General features: G+C 41.5%; 12 protein-coding genes. 9 read left to right on the top strand and 3 right to left on the bottom strand.

Annotation, left to right across the window (positions count from 1 at the left end):
* Positions 1 to 18: 18 nt before the first annotated feature.
* Both ptsP and J2Z48_RS01055 read right to left on the bottom strand, forming a co-directional pair.
* A complete protein-coding gene (gene ptsP / locus J2Z48_RS01050; protein WP_307250138.1) occupies positions 19 to 1,689 on the bottom strand; it encodes a phosphoenolpyruvate--protein phosphotransferase in 1,671 nt (556 codons plus the stop codon).
* Between the two features lie 24 nt (positions 1,690 to 1,713).
* Complete coding sequence (locus J2Z48_RS01055) at positions 1,714 to 1,974, bottom strand: HPr family phosphocarrier protein (protein WP_307250140.1); 261 nt, start codon at positions 1,972 to 1,974, stop codon at positions 1,714 to 1,716.
* Between the two features lie 185 nt (positions 1,975 to 2,159).
* Between J2Z48_RS01055 and J2Z48_RS01060 the strand changes: the two genes are divergently transcribed.
* A complete protein-coding gene (locus tag J2Z48_RS01060) occupies positions 2,160 to 3,671 on the top strand; it encodes a carboxypeptidase M32 (RefSeq protein WP_307250142.1) in 1,512 nt (503 codons plus the stop codon).
* Between the two features lie 273 nt (positions 3,672 to 3,944).
* Entirely contained in the window at positions 3,945 to 4,757 is an 813-nt protein-coding gene (gene bioC, locus J2Z48_RS01065; protein ID WP_307250144.1) for a malonyl-ACP O-methyltransferase BioC, read from the top strand.
* A gap of 70 nt (positions 4,758 to 4,827) precedes the next feature.
* On the opposite strand, the gene J2Z48_RS01070 is transcribed toward bioC, so the two are convergent.
* Positions 4,828 to 5,724: a PIG-L deacetylase family protein gene (locus tag J2Z48_RS01070; RefSeq protein ID WP_307250145.1), complete on the bottom strand. Its 897-nt coding sequence runs from the start codon at positions 5,722 to 5,724 to the stop codon at positions 4,828 to 4,830.
* A 443-nt stretch (positions 5,725 to 6,167) separates the two neighbouring features.
* On the opposite strand from J2Z48_RS01070, the gene J2Z48_RS01075 reads away from it, so the two are divergent.
* The 7 genes from J2Z48_RS01075 (at position 6,168) to J2Z48_RS01105 (ending at position 16,551) form a co-directional block, all read left to right on the top strand.
* Positions 6,168 to 8,558: a 3-hydroxyacyl-CoA dehydrogenase/enoyl-CoA hydratase family protein gene (locus J2Z48_RS01075; protein ID WP_307250410.1), complete on the top strand. Its 2,391-nt coding sequence runs from the start codon at positions 6,168 to 6,170 to the stop codon at positions 8,556 to 8,558.
* Between the two features lie 20 nt (positions 8,559 to 8,578).
* Positions 8,579 to 9,757 (top strand): acetyl-CoA C-acetyltransferase, encoded by a 1,179-nt coding sequence (locus tag J2Z48_RS01080; protein ID WP_307250147.1) that lies wholly within the window; start codon positions 8,579 to 8,581, stop codon positions 9,755 to 9,757.
* Between the two features lie 237 nt (positions 9,758 to 9,994).
* Positions 9,995 to 11,776 (top strand): acyl-CoA dehydrogenase FadE, encoded by a 1,782-nt coding sequence (locus J2Z48_RS01085; RefSeq protein WP_307250149.1) that lies wholly within the window; start codon positions 9,995 to 9,997, stop codon positions 11,774 to 11,776.
* A gap of 523 nt (positions 11,777 to 12,299) precedes the next feature.
* On the top strand, positions 12,300 to 13,337 hold the full coding sequence (locus J2Z48_RS01090; protein ID WP_307250151.1) for a bis-aminopropyl spermidine synthase family protein: 1,038 nt from the start codon (positions 12,300 to 12,302) through the stop codon (positions 13,335 to 13,337).
* Positions 13,338 to 13,384: 47 nt separating this feature from the next.
* Positions 13,385 to 15,043, top strand: a complete 1,659-nt coding sequence (locus J2Z48_RS01095) for a carbamoyltransferase family protein (RefSeq protein ID WP_307250153.1) — start codon at positions 13,385 to 13,387, stop codon at positions 15,041 to 15,043.
* 22 nt (positions 15,044 to 15,065) lie between these two features.
* Positions 15,066 to 15,788 (top strand): DUF5591 domain-containing protein, encoded by a 723-nt coding sequence (locus J2Z48_RS01100; protein WP_307250155.1) that lies wholly within the window; start codon positions 15,066 to 15,068, stop codon positions 15,786 to 15,788.
* On the top strand, positions 15,745 to 16,551 hold the full coding sequence (locus tag J2Z48_RS01105) for a glycosyltransferase family 2 protein (RefSeq protein WP_307250156.1): 807 nt from the start codon (positions 15,745 to 15,747) through the stop codon (positions 16,549 to 16,551). Before J2Z48_RS01100 ends, J2Z48_RS01105 begins: the two co-directional genes overlap by 44 nt.
* Position 16,552: the final 1 nt, after the last annotated feature.

Here is a 16,552-nt window from a genome sequence, read left to right on the forward strand (position 1 = left end):
TAATCGTTTTATTTTATTTTATCTTTTGTGAAGTGCTTCTAGTGCTAAGCTAGATGCCTCCGCGGATGCAATCTTGCGAATCTGTTGTTTTACTTGTGGGATCGCTTTGGCACTCATAGATAGTTCGTTCAAACCAAGACCCACTAAGATTTCGGTCATGCTGGCATCACCCGCTAGTTCCCCGCACATTCCGGCCGGGATTCCAGCGCGATGACAGGCAGCACAAGTCATTTTGACGAGTTTTAGCACGGCTGGATGAGTCGGATCATAGAGATGGGCCACTTGTTCGTTTCCACGATCTGCTGCGAGTGTGTATTGAGTGAGGTCGTTGGTACCAATACTCATGAAATCGACTTCTTTGGCCAGTTCGTCAGCGTGGATTGCCGCGGCTGGAATCTCCACCATAATCCCTACTTTGATTTGATCCGAGTAAGGGATTTTTTTCGTTGCTAATTCCTGTTTGCATTCCTCCAGAGCCTGTTTCACCTGTAGAATTTCCGATACGCTTCCGATCATCGGGAACATGATCCAGAGTGACCCATGCACGCTGGCACGGAGGAGTGCACGAAGCTGTGTTTTAAATACATCAGGATTTGCGAGACAGTAACGAACGGCTCGGAGACCGAGGAATGGATTTTCTTCTTTCGGAAGCTCCGCATAAGGTAAATGCTTGTCCCCGCCAATATCTAAGGTTCGGATGATGACAGGCTTGGATGGAAATGCTTCTAAGACTTGTTTATAGGAGGAAAACTGCTCTTCCTCTGTTGGCCAGTTTGCATTTTCTAAATAGAGAAACTCTGTGCGGAATAGTCCGATTCCCTCCGCATGGTTGGCTAGCGCATCCTGTACATCTTGAGGGCTTCCGATATTAGCTAATACCTGGATGCGTTTCCGATCGGACGTATAAGCATCCTCAGCCGCTTCTTGTAGGGCTGATGCTTGAAGTTGATTTTGCTTCGAAATCTTTTCTTGGATTTGAGAGAGTAATAGTTCCTTTGGGTTCACGATGACTTCCCCGGAGCTTCCATCGAGAATGATCGTATCTCCATCATTGATTTGCTGAATAAAGCTTCCTAATCCGAGTACTGCTGGAATCCCAAGCGTTCGAGCCATGATAGCCGCATGGGCCGTCTTGCTCCCACGTGCTGTGATCATACCGATAATGGCTTCTGAGAATTGTGCCGTCTCGGAAGGAGTAAGTTCATCAGCAATGATGATGCTCTCAGGTTTTAACAAGCCGAGATCTAAAGGAGGCTTTCCCATAATGTTTTGTAATAGTCGATTCCCTACATCACGAATATCATCGGCTCTAGCTCGCATATACTCGTCTTCCATATTAGAGAATAAGGAACTAAATTCGCCTGTTACAGACTGACAAGCCCAATCGGCGGCTTGCTTTTGTGTGTTAATCCGTTGTTCCATCTCGCCTATAAATCCAGGGTCGTCTAAAAAGGCTAGATGAGCATCAAAAATAGCAGCTTCGGATTCTCCCATCCGATCTGCTGTTTGCTTTCGTAAAATTTGTACTTGTTCTTTGGTTGCTTGAATAGCTTGCTTAAAACGTTGTAACTCGGAAGAGAGGTCTGTTATGCTTCGTTCTTGGACGCTCACTTCTTCTTTTTTCCAAATGACAGCTGTACCGATGGCTAAACCGGTAGCAGCGCCAATTCCTTTTCCGTTTTGTTCCAAGATAATTTCCTCCAAATTACTTCGCTACTCTTGATGGCTTTCGAGGAATTGAGTCATTGCTTCGATGGCGGCCGCTTCGTCTTCACCTTCAGCACGAATTGTGATCGACTCATTTCCTTTGATCGCTAAGGACATAACGCCTAGTAAGCTTTTCGCATCGGCTTCTCGTCCGTCTTTGACTATTTTAATGGAGCTTTTAAAGCTACCTGCTTTTTGGATCAGGAGTGCGGCAGGGCGTGCATGTAATCCCGTTGAATTCTGAATCACAACTGTCTTCTCTGTCATGAAAAAAATTCCCTTCTGTATGTATTCTTTTTTATCATATCCTAAAAAGATTTCCCTATGTAAGAGGGATCTTATACCATTACGTTACCCTAATTATTTTTGCTTTTTTGCTTTATAATATGTCAAAATAAAAGGGTACAGGCATTTATTCATATATGTAATTTTGAATAGGAGGCATTTTGCGAATGAACGAAAAATTAAAAGCCTTACGAGCTAGACTACAAGAGATCTATCATTTACATTCGGCAAAAGCGATCCTAGAGTGGGATCAAGGTACGTTTATGCCCAATTTAGGGGCTGAATCTCGTGGGAATCAATTAGCGGTGTTGGCGGGATTGCATCATCAAAGACAGACAGATCCGGAATTGGGTCGTTTGCTAGATGAGTTATCTGTTCAGGCAGAAAGTCTACCTTACGACTCCGACGAAGCAGCACTGATTCGTGTGGCAAAACAAGATTATGATACAGAGACGAAAGTTTCCCCAGAGTTTGTCGCTGAGTTTGTCGCTCATACAGCTAAAACATATAGTGCGTGGGTGAAGGCACGTAAACAGGATGATTTTTCGATTGTGCAACCTCATCTCGAAAAGACACTGGAGTTAAGTCGTCGTTACGCGGAGTTTTTCGAGTATGAGCATGTAGCCGATCCGCTGATTGCACGAAACGACTATGGTATGACCGTTGGTACCATTCGTCCTTTGTTTAGCCAATTGCGTGATGCATTAGTCCCTATGGTGGAAGCGATCACGTCGAAAGATCATACAGGTGCATTCACGACAAAGAAACATTACCCAGCAGATAAGCAAATTGAATTTGGCAAAAATGTAATTACTCGCTTAGGGTTTGATTGGGAACGTGGTCGCCAGGATTACGCCCCACATCCATTTATGACAAAGTTTGCGCATAATGATATTCGAATTACGACTCGGGTAAATGAAAGCTATCTCGGAGAGGCTCTCTTCAGTAGCATTCATGAAACAGGTCATGCATTGTATGAGTTTGGAATTAATGAGGCTTATGAAGGTACCCCTCTACATCACGGAACCTCTTCTGGAGTACATGAGAGTCAATCACGGCTTTGGGAGAATATAGTCGGTCGTAGCTATGAATTCTGGACATTCTTTTATCCACAGCTACAAGCTACTTTCCCTGAACAACTGAAAGATGTTTCACTAGATGAGTTTTATTGTGAGACGAACAAAGTGTCCCGATCGCTGATTCGTACGGATGCGGATGAAGTTACATATAACCTACATGTGATCATTCGTTTCGATTTAGAAACACAGATGCTTGAAGGAAATTTAAAAGTAAAAGATCTTCCAGAGGCATGGCGTGCGCGATATCAATCTGATTTGGGTATTTCATCCCCTACGAATGCAAATGGAGTCTTGCAAGATATCCATTGGTATTTTGACCATATTGGTGGTCTGTTCCAAGGCTACACATTAGGAAATATCTTAAGTAGCCAATTTTTTGCTGCGGCTGAGAAGGCAATCCCAAATGTTCGCGAAATGATGAAACAAGGGGATTTCGAGCAACTTCACACGTTCCTACAAACCAACATTTATACCCACGGTAGAAAGTATACAACCGATGAATTGGTTAAACGGGTAACGGGGCAGGCTCTTTCAATTGATCCATATGTTGAATACCTACAAAATAAATTTAGTATGATCTATCCACAACTTCGCAAGTAAATATTTTTATAAACTAAACCATCATCTTCTACAGAGGAGGATGGTTTTTCTATTTCGTGTTACTCAATCATATTGTGACAAAAAAGTGAACAAATAGTGACGAAGAAGGAAATATTGTGACGGATAGAATAACTTATATATAAATAAAAATTCAAAAGGAAACAGATTGATTTTATTGATATAAAACGACAAAATTCGACTAGTTTACCCGTTGAATACAAACTTTTTTTAAGGGAGGGAATCGTAACCGACTATGTAGGAGGTTGCGTTAAAATGATTATACATAAACATATTTTAGAGAAGAATTTTAATAAAGCAGCTCACACTTATGATGAATATTCACAGGTCCAACAGAAAATAGCTCATCATTTGATTCAAACTCTTCGTCAAAAGAATGATCGTGTGGATCAAATCCTAGAGATCGGATGTGGGACAGGCTATTTTACTCAATTATTAGCTGAGACATATCCAGATGCACAGATTACAGCGATCGACTTAGCTGAAAATATGATTCAAAAAGCACAAGAACAGATTGAAGAGGCAAATGTAGAATTTGTACTCGCTGATGCAGAAGAGCTAAGTGAATTCTCTTCAGAGTCTTATGATTTGATCGTTTCGAATGCAGCTGTCCATTGGTTGCAACGACCCCGTTGCTTTTTAGATGGAATTATGAGGTTGCTAAAGCCTGGTGGCAGCTATCTTTCTACAGCCCTGGGACCTGATACGTTTTTAGAATTGCGATCTAGTTTTCAATATGTGGAGAAGAAGTTGGGGGTACAGCCTACAGAGCATCTCGTCCCACTAACCTCCATGGAGGATTGGGCCATTCGCCTAGAGGAGTCAGGGTTTCAAGGAACGGAGATAGAGGATCATTGGCTACGACAAGTGTACCAGGATTGCCGGGAGCTTTTACAATCGATAAAGGCAACCGGGGCTAATTATCGATCGAATCGTCAAAGTATATTTGAGGCTAGGAAAATTTTGATTCGGATGATGAAGTTATATAATCAAGCGTATCGCAACAAACAAGGGTTGGTGTACGCTACTTATCAATGGATCCAAATCATGACCAAAAAACCAGGATAGATTTTTGAAAAATCAAATAAAATAACAGGAAATGTCAACTGATAGTTGGTTCATCAGTCGACATTTCCTGTTATTCTTTTACAATGATGGTAGTAGGATCTCTTTTTAATTCCCTAAATTGTCCCGGTACACTAATTTCACCAATCGAATACCAACCCATTTTAGGGTCCCAGACTCGATAGGCATCTGCGGCTTTCGATAAAACGTGCTTATCTCTTGGCTCTGTTAATTGAATTTCTTTTTCAACAGTAGGCATTCCGATTTTCTCTTGTCTGCTAGAACAACGAGGCGACTTCTTACATGTACGCATGATATTGATCGAAGCAAACGTTTGTGAGTTTTGTAGGCTGTTACTATTTTTTAATTCTTGGATAGCTTTCCCAAGGATTGCATGCTCAGGGTGAACATCAAATACACTCATACTTTTAAATTCAGCTTGTGGATATTCTTTTACGTAAGCCGCAACAATGGTTTTAGCTCGCTCATAATCTAGGTCTCTGTCTCCGCCTTCCACAAATAAGTCATAAACTAATCGATGGTTATCATCAATTCCCATTCGGTTTGTCGCTTCTGTAAACTCATTTACTCGGGCTTGTCCTAGTTGTCTAGAGGTTAAATCAGGATTGATTCGTTTGTTGATTCGGGCTCTCGCACCTGTAATATCACCGTGGGACATCAGGATGACATACACTTCTTTGTCTTGTTTTAAATCTTGAATCATAGGAACTCCAAAGGTAAGGACTTCGTCATCGGCATGTGGTACGAAATAAAATACCAACTGCTTTTGTGGATCAGGCTTCTTTTTCAATGGTAGTATGTGAAAGCCCTCTTCTCTAGGCGAGGATATGGGAGGGATAGACTGCTCAGCCGGAAAAAAAGAATGGATAGTTTCTGGCTTTAGTACTGCCGCTGTGATTAGAGCCATAAAAAGTACGCCACAGGTGGCTACTATCACTTTATTTTTCATCTGAAAGCACCTCTTATTTAGTTGTGAATCAAGTTAATTTGACATCTGAGATCATTATATCAACGTAATGAAGCAGGAGGCGAAGAACATTTTGTTACACTTCGTCATAATACTTTATTATACGAAGAAAGAGAAATAAGTAATCATGGGAGAGGTGAGATAAACCTTGTAATCATCTGAATTTGATCGGATTAATTCTATTTTTAAATATGAAAAAAACGTGCTGAATCGGTACTTTCCCTCTTGACGACGAAAGAAAACAGATAAATAATAGTATTGAAAGCAATTGCAAACGGGGAAAAATTCTGTGTGGTTCTCACATAGAAACCCTATATGAAATAAGTTTGTTGTTCACCTAACTGAGGAAGGTGTTTTTTTCTACCCTGACAATGAATGATTGTTCATTCACATTCAATTGTCTCTTCATCCCGAGAGGAGGAGTTATTTTGTTACGCATGAAAAAAGTTGCCGTTCTAGGCTCAGGCGTGATGGGTGCGTCGATCGCAGGTCATTTGGCGAACGTAGGTATCAAAGCCTATCTCCTAGATATCGTGCCAAGTCAATTATCTGACAAAGAAGAAAAGTTAGGTCTATCTCTAGAACACAAAGCAGTACGTAATCGCTTTGCACAAACGGGGAAAGAGCGCTTAACCAAAGAAAAGCCCTCCCCACTTTATACCAAAGATGTCCTTGAATTGATTCAAGTAGGTAATTTAGAAGATGACTTCCAATTGCTATCGGAAGTGGATTGGATTATTGAAGTAGTAGTAGAAAACTTGAAAATAAAACAAGATTTATTTGCGAAAATTGAGGGTGTTTGGAAGCCAGGAACGATTGTCAGCTCGAACACTTCAGGGATTTCCGTTCACGATATGGTTGAAGGACGCTCAGAAGAGTTTAAGAAGCATGTATTGGGTACGCACTTCTTCAACCCACCACGCTATATGAAACTTCTGGAGATTATCCCAACCAAATATACAGACGTGAATCTGGTTCACGAAATGAAAGCGTTTGCGGAAACGGTATTAGGTAAAGGTGTTGTCATTGCGAAAGATACACCCAACTTTATTGCCAACCGTATTGGTACCTATGGTTTGCAAATTACGCTTCAAGCCATGGAGCAAATGGGCTTAAACGCAGATGAAGTAGATGCGATCACGGGTCGTGCGATGGGAAGACCAAAGAGTGCTACTTTCCGGACACTTGATCTAGTTGGGCTTGATACGTTTGTTCATGTAGCGAATAATGTCCATGCAACCGCTACAGACGCTGTGGATAAAGATGCGTTTACTGTATCCGATACGCTAGTCAAGATGGTAGAAAATAAATGGCTAGGTTCGAAAACGGGGCAAGGTTTCTATAAGAAAGTTGGAAAAGAAATTCTCGTTTTAGATACCAAGACATTCGAGTATAAGCCAAAGAGTAAGTTTAAATCTACTTCTTTGGAAGCTTCTAAGCGTGCGAAAAGCAAGGCAGAAGGTCTACAGGCTCTAGTGTATGGGAAAGATACCGCTGGTGAATTAGCATGGACGATTACCAAAAAGGTATTACTCTACTCTGCTAATAAGCTAGGTGAAATCGCTGACGATATCGTAGCAGTTGACCAAGCGATGAAGTGGGGCTTCAACTGGGATCTAGGTCCATTTGAGTTGTGGGATGCGATTGGCGTTGAGAAGTCGATTGCGAAGATGAAAGCAGAAGGTGACACCATCCCAGCTTGGGTCGAAGAGATGCTTGCAACAGGTAATCAAACTTTCTATAAGCAAGAAGCGAGTAAAGATTATCAATTTAGCATTGGTGGCAAATTCACGGAAATTGAAGAAGATGCTAAGAAGATCAATCTGGCTAAGTTGAAAGCAGAAGGTAAGTTGATTAAAGGGAATAAAGGTGCGAGCTTAATTGATATTGGAGACGATATCGCGGTTCTAGAATTCCACTCACCGAAACAAGCAATTGGTGCAGATATCATTAACATGATTAACCACTCGGTGAAAGAAGTTGGCTCAAACTATAAAGGACTCGTAATCGGGAACCAAGCACAAAATTTCTGTGTAGGTGCGAACTTGATGCTGATGTTGATGGAAGCACAAGATCATAACTGGCCAGAATTAGACATGATGGTTCGTCAATTCCAAAAAGCGATGGGTTCCCTTCGTACCTTGGATCGACCAGTAGTCGCGGCTCCATTTGGAATGACGCTTGGTGGTGGAGTCGAAGTTTCATTGCCAGCTGACCGTATTCAAGCTTCTGCAGAAACTTATATGGGCCTAGTAGAGGTAGGAGTTGGATTGATCCCTGGCGGTGGCGGTAACAAAGAAATGTTGCTCCGTTGGACTGAAGGTGTAAACCCGGGAGATAAAGTTTCATTGCAACCGCTTGTAAACCATGTGTTTATGACTGTGGCGCAGGCAAAAGTATCTACCAGTGGCGAAGAAGCGCGTCAATACAAGTTTGTGCGTGAAATGGACGGGATTACCGCTAACAATGATTTCCTCATCCATGATGCGAAACAAGTGGCACTCGGTCTATATAACGCAGGCTATAAAGCACCGAAAGAGCGTAAGATTCCAGTGGTGGGTGAAACAGGCTACAACGTGCTACGTTTGGGAGCAAAAGACCTCATGTGGGGTGGATATATCTCAGAGCATGACTACAAGATTGCGAGCAAATTAGCTTATGTACTTGCAGGTGGTCTCGTTGCCGAAGGAACACTTGTTAGTCAGCAATATCTCTTAGACCTCGAGCGTGAAGCATTCTTAAGCTTAATTGGTGAACCGAAAACACAACAACGTATGCAATACATGCTTGCTAAAGGGAAACCATTACGCAACTAAGCGTTAAAGGAGGAGAACATATGCGTGAAGCAGTAATTGTAGCCGCTAGCCGTACTGCTGTCGGTAAAGCGAAAAAAGGTTCGTTCCGTAATACGCGTCCAGATGATTTGGGAGCTGCTGTGGTTTCCGATGTATTGAAGCGTGTACCACAAGTGGACCCAAAACAAGTGGAAGATTTAATTATGGGCTGTGCTTTTCCAGAAGGTGAACAAGGGATGAACATTGCACGGATTATCGGAATTCGTGCAGGTCTTCCACATGATGTGCCAGGTATGACTGTAAACCGGTATTGTTCCTCTGGTCTACAAACGATTTCGATGGCGGCAGAGCGTATTATGTCAGGCTTTGCAGACATCATTATCGCGGGTGGAGTAGAGAGCATGAGTATGGTGCCAATGGGTGGTTACAAGCCATCTCCAAATCCGACTCTGATGGATAGTGCTCCTGAAGTATACATGTCAATGGGACATACAGCGGAAGAAGTCTCTAAACGCTATAATGTAACCCGTGAGGATCAAGATGCCTTTGCAGTTGAGTCTCATCGCAAAGCATTTGAAGCGATTCAGTCTGGAAAGTTTAAAGATGAAATCGTTCCCGTTACAGTAGTAGAGCACTTTGTAGATGAAAAAGGTAAGTTGCAAAAAAAAGAGATTGTTTTTGATACCGACGAAGGAGTGCGTGCAGGTACCAATGCGGAAGCGTTAGGGAAATTACGTCCTGCCTTTAAATTGAATGGGACTGTAACCGCAGGTAACTCTTCTCAAACTAGTGATGGCGCGGCGGCTGTGATGATTATGTCCCGTGAAAAAGCAGAAGAACTTGGTGTAAAACCTCTTGCTGTATTCCGTGGATTCATGCTTGGTGGAGTGGCTCCAGAAGTGATGGGGATTGGTCCAGTAGAGGCGATTCCAAAACTTTTAAGCAAGCTGAACCTTAGCGTGGACGATGTAGACTTGTTTGAGCTAAACGAGGCATTTGCTTCCCAAGCTGTAGCGGTTATTCGTGAGCTTGGCATTGATCCATCCAAGGTAAATGTAAACGGGGGAGCTGTCGCTCTAGGACATCCACTCGGCTGTACAGGAGCAAAACTTACCGTGTCGATGATCAACGAACTCATTCGCCAAGGAAAACGTTACGGTGTCATCACGATGTGTATCGGTGGCGGAATGGGCGCAGCAGGCCTGATTGAGCGAATATAAAGGAATAACAACTAGTAGTCTTTTTGATGAACCAATAAGTTGAAATGGAATAAGAGCAAATGTGTCTGATCTCAGTGATGTTCGTGAGCCTTCTTAGCGTAGTCATTCGTAAGAAGAAGGATGAATTTCACATGCAGGTTCACTATTGAACTGTGAGCAGATACATTGCCCTAATCTATGCACCATGTTGGGATCATTATAGACTGACCAACCATATAAAAAAGGGAGAGTGTAATAATGATTGCGAGCAACCCTTATAAAGTAAAAGGCGGTTCCTATTTAATTGAGGAAGTGAAACCAGAACAGGTTTTCACTCCTGAGGATTTCACCGAAGAACAGATTATGATTGGCAACATGACTGAGGAATTTGTAAAAGAGAAAGTAATGCCAGAACTCGAAAAAATCGAGAATCATGAATTCGAACATAGTGTTCGTTTGCTAAAAGAAGCAGGGGATCTAGGACTTCTAGGAGCAGATGTGCCTGAGAAGTATGAAGGAAGCGCTTTGGATAAAGTAAGCTCGTCGTTGATCACTGAGAAGATGGCTTTAGGTCGTTCTTTTGCTCTCTCCCACGGTGCACACGTAGGAATCGGTTGTCTACCAATCGTTTTATTTGGTAACGATGACCAAAAGAAAAAATATCTACCGGATCTAGCTACAGGTCGTAAATTTGCTGCGTATGCATTGACAGAACCAAGCTCAGGCTCTGATGCATTGGGTGCAAAAACAACAGCTATGTTGTCAGCAGATGGTACTCACTATGTGTTAAACGGAGAAAAGCAATGGATCACCAACTCTGGTTTTGCGGAAGTGTTTGTCGTATATGCAAAAGTAGATGGCGATAAGTTTTCTGCTTTCATCGTGGAAAAAGGATTTGAAGGTGTCTCAACAGGACCAGAAGAAAAGAAAATGGGTATCAAAGGATCTTCTACTCGTACTCTGATCTTAGAAGATGCAAAAGTACCAGTTGAAAATCTCCTTTACGAAGTTGGTAAAGGTCATCATATCGCGTTTAATATCTTAAACATCGGTCGTTACAAATTGGCAGTAGGTACAGTTGGTTCTTCGAAGCGTGCGATTGAGCTGTCGGCGAAGTATGCAAACCAACGGAAACAATTTAACATACCTATCGCAAAATTTGGTTTGATTCAAGAGAAATTAGCAAATATGGCGATTAAAGCGTATGCGAATGAATCATTGGTATACCGCATTGGTGGTATGTTTGATGCTGGTTTAGATGGAGTAGAGGAAGCAGAAGGAGCAGTTGTTGCAGATGCAGTACGTGATTTGGCAATTGAGTGTTCTGCTGCGAAAGTATTTGGTTCCGAAGTGCTTGATTATGCAGTAGACGAAGGAGTACAAATTCACGGTGGCTACGGCTTCATGAGTGAGTACGAAATCGAAAATCTATACCGTGATTCCCGTATCAACCGAATCTTTGAAGGTACCAACGAAATCAACCGTCTCATCATTCCAGGTACTCTTGTGAAAATGGCTATGAAGGGTGAATTGCCACTCTTACAAGCGGCTATGGCACTACAAGAAGAGCTTCTTGAGTATATGCCATCTCTTCCAGACGAAGATGCGGCTGTATTGGAAGAAGAGGCAAAACTTGTTTCCCATGCGAAGAAAATCTTCCTCATGGTAGCAGGTCTTGCGGTTCAGAAGTATGAACAAGCATTGGAGCGCGAACAAGAAATCTTGCGTGACCTTGCTGATATCGCAATTGAAATTTTTGCGATGGAATCTGCCCTCCTTCGTACACAAAAAGCGATTGCTAAAAATGGAGAAGAAAAAGAAGAAGCGAAGATCGATCTTACTGTCGGTTTTGTTTATGAATCTTTCCAAAAAGTTGATGCATTTGCACGCCACACATTGGCTGCAATGGAAGAAGGAGATGTACTACGTACCACTCTTTCTATGTTGAAAAAGTTTACACGTGTTCAACCTTTGAACGAAGTAGCACTCAAACGCCGTATCGCAAAACGTGTGCTTGACGCCGAAAAGTACACCGTTTAATTTCATAAACAAATTTTTTGGGGCCCTCTGCAAAAAAAGCAGAGGGCTATTTGTTGTCATCGAACCAATCTTTGCCCTTTTTACAGGAGTGTGATTGTTCAATTATTTTTCCTTATTTTTCGGGGCTTTTGGCGGTTATTGTGCTTTTGTAGATGAGAGAGTTATAGACAAGGGCATTTAAAAAGTGATATAACTATATATTTGAAAATAAAATACTTATATTTATTTTGTATAGATTTTGCATTATATAAAGTATAATAAACAAAATAAAATATTTGACTTAGAAAAATTTTTATGTTAAATTCAAATTACAAAATGCAGAAAGGAGATGAAAACATGCAAGCAAACAACCTAGTAGAGTTAGAAAACCTATGTTGGGAAGATTTAGAGTTGGCAGATCAAGACGTTGTTAACTTTATCGACATCCAAGGTGGAAAAGTTTCCTAATACCAAAAAAAATGTTCTGCGATCTAAGGTCGCAGAACATTTTTAATCACTTTAATATGTGGAGGTGTCACTCTAATTGAATATAACCCAATTGTATGAAGAATTTATTCTATTAGATGAATTAGAAGAACAAAAAAAACTCCCATTTAAAAAGAATTCTCCTACCCATCATATTTGGTTGACTTGGAATCGGATTCATCAATCCAAATTCTTAAGCTGGATTTGGCAAATGAAGAATGGTGGTAATATCCAAGATACCATCCGTGTGGTAGGAACTTTACATATGTCCCTCCGTTTTTTGCAAGTTTTAAAACAGAATGATTTGGTCGAAATAGATCATAACGGAAATTGGAATTGGCTTCAGCCTCTCGAAAAGAGAGAGCAGGCAATGATCGATCCTGTTTTGATCCAAGATCAAATTCAAGCGTTTATTAATAAAAGAGAGTTTGGGCAATTTCGATGTACATGGGAAAGTTCTTTAAACCGAGCCCAAATGATGCGTGATTCACTATCTCCATGGCAGTCAGACATCTTTTTTTGTGGGGATGATGATTTTACGAGCTTGGCTACAGCGGAGCAAGGGAGAAAGATCACAGTTGGAGATGTAGATGAGCAAGTGCTACAAACGATACAACAAATAGCCGAAACATTTCATTTTCCAATTGAATCGATTCCGTTTGATGTTAGAAACGAAACACCTGCTGAATTACGAAATCGCTTTCATGCCTTTCATTGTGATCCGCTAGATAATGGTTCGGGACTTGATGCTTGGCTTACTCGTGCATTTGAGCTACTTACTGGACAGATCGGGGATCAAATCTTTCTAAATGTGAGTATGAATCGATTAGGACCTCGAATGAGTGACCTTCAGCAATTTTTGCTTTCGAATGGTTTTGCTTTAACTCATATTCATCACAGTCTTAGCCAATATCCAGTAATCGATGAACCGTACCTTCAAGTCGATCCACTTACGGATCGTTTAGGAGAGCTAGATGTAGATAAAGCTGAATTGGACAAGCTTTTCATCTATACTGATCTCCTTATTTTTAAACGGGTACAAGATCGCCAAAGGCTCTGGCCACAAGATTATATTGATTTCCGTAGGCAGTTATAGTGTGAGTTCAGGTTAGAATAGGTGTTTCATCTAAGGAGTGCAGCGATGTGTATATTTTAGGTGTGAACGGATGGATTCGTGGCATACATGATGCGAGTGCTGCTTTGTTTTACAATGGAAAGCTCATTGCGGCAGCAGAAGAGGAACGTTTTAGTAGAAGGAAGCATGCGTTTAACTCATTACCTTATGCAGCGATGAATTATTGTTTAGAAGAAGCTGGAATTACAGCAGATGAGATTGCCCATATCGCAGTAGGTTGGAATTTGGCAGAATTAGATCAATATTACGGGAAAGAGGGCATGAAGCAAACGGAAATGCTAGATATCGTATTTCCTAAGCAGATGTTCCCTAGAATGAAAGACCCTGATTTCCATTTGATCCCGCATCACGTGTCCCATGCAGCAGCGTCATTTTATGAATCAGGTTTTGATCAGGCTACGATCGTTGTGGTTGATGGATCTGGTGAAAATGAATCGATTTCGATTGCACGGGGCGATAAAAAAAGTGGATCTGTAGAAATACTGAAGACCTATCCACTACGTAGTTCACTGGGAATATTTTATGAAGCAGTGACCTTGTTTTGTGGACTGGGCAAATTTGGAGAAGGAAAAACCATGGGACTTGCTTCTTATGCAGATCCTGTACATACATTTCCTACTCTCTTGGAAGGTCCACCTCAACTAACCGATGATCAAAATCGGGACGATGTAGTACTAAAGGCATGGCTTACTTATTTACAAAGCCATTTTCAATCTCAAACAAAAGTTCCTGGATATGACTTTGATCCTCTTTATGGAACGTTGCAGAAACAAGATCATTCCCTATCGTACGCCTCAATCGCGGCTTCAGCGCAACAATCTTTAGAAGATAGCTTGGTTCAAATCGTGAAAGAAGCGGTCCAGTTAACTGGGATCAAGCAAGTCTGTTTAACAGGCGGAGTTGCACTAAACTGTGTGGCGAATCGGAAGGTCGCAAACCTGCCTGAAGTAAGTGGACTCTATATTCAACCAGCTTCTTCGGACTCAGGCGTTTCCATTGGTGCAGCGGCATGGCTTTCAGCACAATGTGGACTTGATGTAACGGTACCACTAGACCATGTGTATTCGGGTCCTTCTTTCTCAGAGGCTCAGATTTTAGAGGTACTAAATCAATTCCATCTTTCCTTTCAGAAACCGGTCCATTTAGAAGAGGAAGTATCTCAATTATTGATCAACAACAAGGTAGTCGCTCGTTTTGATGGCAAAATGGAAATGGGCCCAAGAGCTCTTGGAAATCGTAGTATCCTATCAAACCCTTCTAGTAAAGAGATGCTAGAAAGAGTAAATCATATCAAACTACGTGAGCAATGGCGACCGCTCGCTCCGAGTATGACTGTGGAATTAAAGGATCGAGTGCTAGTAGAGCAGGAAGCTTCCCCTCATATGCTGCTCAGTTCAGAGGTGAGATCTGAACAAAGAGATCATGTGCCAGCAATCGTGCATGTAGATTATTCTACACGTGCTCAAGTAGTGGACAAACGGATGAACGAGCGCTACTGGAATTTACTGACCACATTTGCTGATATGAGCGGAGTTCCTACTTTGATGAATACATCCTTTAATATAGGTCCAGAACCAATCGTTTGCACGCCAGTCCATGCATTGAAGTCATTTTATGCCTCTGGCATCGACGCGCTGATTTTAGGGCCATTTTTGATTCAAAAATAAGACTTGTATGGAGGAGTCAGAAATGAGTGAACAAACGTACCCTGGCTATTCTGAGTATATTTTAAAAGAAATCGTTCCTTCCAATGAGGTTGTTTATAAACGAGGAGCCAATCGAGAATATATTCACCACGAAGAATTCGCTACTTGGCACCAGTATTTTTGTAGTGAAAGTTATCAACCGCCTGTTGGAAAGAAGATTGCCCTTCTCCATACTTGCACGTGGGGCAAGCCGTATGATCAATCTTATATTGGTCAAAAAATCAAAGGAGTCACGGATCAATTTCCACTCGTTCATCGGATTGTATTATCTAATGCTGGGATTATTCCCTATGAGTACCAATTGAATCCTACCTTTTGTGCTTACGACTGGAAGTTTGATTATACCCAAGATGAGCAAGAACAGCAAGAGATTATAGCCGAATACAGGCAGGTATTAACCAATCGGCTTCAAAACTACTTGAGCGCTCATAAAGATACGTATCAAGCCGTCATATTACTAGGGATTCCGAGTCTCAATATGATGAGCCCTCAATATAAAGAAATTTGTAATCAGCTGGGGACTCCATTTATGGTTGCTCCGCGCGCAGCTACTTACCGTAGTTTAAAAGAGGAAATCTTACAATTGCAGGATATTGGTGAATTTTTCACACACCCTGCTGTGTTGGAAGACTTAAAAATGCTATTAAGTCAGGTGAGTTCACATGTTACCGATATCGATCATCATACCAGCTTATCGCGATCCTAGATTGGAACAATGTCTAAATAGTATAGACGAACAGGTAGAAGTAGTCGTAGTGCTAAATGGAGCGACTCGAGAAGTGGAAGAGATTGCAGAGAAGCATAAAGATGTGGTCATTGGTAGACTGTCAGAACCTGGTCTGCCACAAGCGTATAATCACGGCATCGAGCTTGCTAGTCACCCGAATGTGCTGATTATGGATTCGGATTGTGTATTTTTACCGGGTACCATTCGAAAATTATACGAAAAACTAGAAGAGGTGCCCTTAGCAAAGGGACGAGTGTTATTTAACTTTAAGTCTTCTGTTCATAAAATCGTGGCTCGGGTAAGGCATATACACACAGCCGGTAAAAAAGCATATTCTCCTCCGTTAGCTTTTCGAAAATCGATCTTATCTGATATAGAAGGATACTTCTTCCATTCTGATTTATCTTGGACAGAAGACTTTGATTTCGATGCGCGGGTCAAAAAAGCAAATCTACCGATTTCGTATGATGATTCAGCTCGCATTGTACATCCAGAACTGACGATTCGAGAAGATCTAAGAAGTTCGTTTCACTATGGGCAGGGTCATGCAGAAGGGGTACATCTGAACATTCAGTGGTACAAGCCCGTATTACCTTATAGTTGGAAACAAAAAAAACAGATGTTTCAACTGATCAAAAAGAAGTATGGAACATGGACGGCTATTTATATGATGTTCTGGCAACGGGCGTTTTATAAAGGCTATCAAAATAAAAGTAAACAGTTTCAGAATCAAACTAATTAGA

The sequence above is a fragment of the Croceifilum oryzae genome (genome assembly GCF_030814315.1).
Classification (GTDB): Bacteria; Bacillota; Bacilli; order Thermoactinomycetales; family Thermoactinomycetaceae; genus Baia; species Baia oryzae.

What these genes read in the sequence shown, in the direction of transcription:
- J2Z48_RS01055 (WP_307250140.1), bottom strand. Translation starts at nt 1,974, where the DNA reads ATGACAGAGAAGACAGTTGTGATTCAGAATTCAACGGGATTACATGCA.
- J2Z48_RS01060 (WP_307250142.1), top strand. Translation starts at nt 2,160, where the DNA reads ATGAACGAAAAATTAAAAGCCTTACGAGCTAGACTACAAGAGATCTAT.
- bioC (WP_307250144.1), top strand. Translation starts at nt 3,945, where the DNA reads ATGATTATACATAAACATATTTTAGAGAAGAATTTTAATAAAGCAGCT.
- J2Z48_RS01070 (WP_307250145.1), bottom strand. Translation starts at nt 5,724, where the DNA reads ATGAAAAATAAAGTGATAGTAGCCACCTGTGGCGTACTTTTTATGGCT.
- J2Z48_RS01080 (WP_307250147.1), top strand. Translation starts at nt 8,579, where the DNA reads ATGCGTGAAGCAGTAATTGTAGCCGCTAGCCGTACTGCTGTCGGTAAA.
- J2Z48_RS01085 (WP_307250149.1), top strand. Translation starts at nt 9,995, where the DNA reads ATGATTGCGAGCAACCCTTATAAAGTAAAAGGCGGTTCCTATTTAATT.
- J2Z48_RS01100 (WP_307250155.1), top strand. Translation starts at nt 15,066, where the DNA reads ATGAGTGAACAAACGTACCCTGGCTATTCTGAGTATATTTTAAAAGAA.
- J2Z48_RS01105 (WP_307250156.1), top strand. Translation starts at nt 15,745, where the DNA reads ATGTTACCGATATCGATCATCATACCAGCTTATCGCGATCCTAGATTG.